Below are 1,576 nucleotides of genomic sequence, written 5' to 3'. Positions count from 1 at the left end.
ATAGTCCTGGAGGATCCGGTCAAGGTCCTCGCCCATGGTCTCGGCAAGGCAGGTGGAGAGCACCCCGATAACCGAAGGGGCATAGACCCTCCGCATATTATCGAGCGCCTTTTTGAGGTTCGCTTCGCCGCCATGAATGGTCTGCTTCTCGTTGAGCGAGGAGGACGCAATGTCCAGCGGCTCGTTGAAGTGTTCGACGCAACATAAGCGCATATACGTGCTGCAGCCCTGCGAACCGTGGACAAGAGACATCGCCCCTGACACGCCCCGGAACGCGATGACCGCTCCCAGCGGCATGCAGTTCTGGCACTGGTTCTCGTTCACCTGCCGGACTGTGCCGTTTCCCGCGGGCGTGTTCATGGCTGAGCCTCCCGCGGAGTTCCTGCCGGTGCTTTCAGGTATTTCCAGACCGGCGAGCAGGTGGTGACATACACTTCGCGGGCAAAGTTCACGGCGCCGTCGAACCCGGCAAGGCACTCTTTCCGGTCATGGTTGTGGTCCACGAACCCGACACCCAGTTTGTAGGCAAGTACGCGTTCCTTGACGCCGCCGGCCATGACATCGACCTTCATATCGGTTAAGAACCGCTCGATCTCCGCGGGGTTCGTATCGTCAACAACGATCGCCCCTTTGTCCAGGAGCTCCCCGATGGCAGCGTACTCCTCTTTCTTACCGGTCTGCGTGCCGGTGAGGACGATCTCCATCCCGAGATCGCGGAGCTGACGGATGAGGGCAACTGCCTTGTACGCGCCGCCGACGTAGATTGCTGCGCGTTTACCGACAAGCTTCTGCCGGTACCGGTCAAGGGCCGGGCTGATCCGGGCCATCTCGCGGGCGATCAGCGCCTCGGTCCGGGTCGTGATCTCCGGGTCGTCGTAGAATGCGGCGATCCTCCGCAGGCTCTCGGCCGTGTTTTCGGAGCCGAAAAAATTGACGTCCATGAAGGGAATGCCAAACTCTTTTTCCATCTGCATTGCCACCCAGTGCATCGAGCCCGTGCACTGGACAAGGTTGAGGCATGCACCGGGGGCCTGTTTCAGTGCGGCAACGGTCGAGTCACCGGTGAAGGCAACGTTGATCCCGATACCCATCTCCTGCAGGTATCGCCGGGCAAGCCACATCTCCCCGCTGAGGTTGTACTCGCCGAGGAAGTTGAGGCTCCGGGTTTTTTCAATCCGCTGCCCGTCCTTTGGCGTGATAAGCCGCATGAGGGCGAGGGCCGCTGCCCGGTACCCGACCACCTTGTTGCCGGAGATGAACCCGCTGGACTCGACCGGGATCACATCAATCCCGTGGTGGCGGGTTGCCTCCTTGCAGACGGCAACGATGTCGTCCCCGATCATCCCCGTGACGCAGGTTGCGTACACGAAGACCGCGGGGGGATGGTATCTCTCCACGATCTCGTCGATGCAGGCTGCAAGCTTCTTCTCGCCCCCGAAGATCACGTCGCGTTCCTTCATGTCGGTCGAGAAGCTGTTCCGGTACATCTCGGAGCCGCTCGAGAGGCTGCCGCGGATATCCCACGTGGAGGACGCACAGCCGATCGGGCGCTGGACCCGGTGGGCCGCGTGCGGGA

2 protein-coding genes are annotated in these 1,576 nt (G+C 61.5%); both read right to left on the bottom strand.

Translation table 11 applies throughout. The features are described 5' to 3' along the window. On the bottom strand, positions 1-360 hold a 360-nt coding region (locus CW742_RS12430), incomplete at its 3' end, for a nitrogenase component 1 (RefSeq protein ID WP_292420829.1). Further along, a partial coding sequence (gene nifE, locus CW742_RS12425) for a nitrogenase iron-molybdenum cofactor biosynthesis protein NifE (protein WP_292420827.1) occupies positions 357-1,576 on the bottom strand: 1,220 nt, incomplete at its 5' end. The genes CW742_RS12430 and nifE, both read right to left, overlap by 4 nt.

This window comes from Methanoregula sp. (genome assembly GCF_002835825.1).
Lineage (GTDB): Archaea > Halobacteriota > Methanomicrobia > Methanomicrobiales > Methanospirillaceae > Methanoregula.
This window is presented reverse-complemented; position numbering and strand designations above follow the sequence as displayed.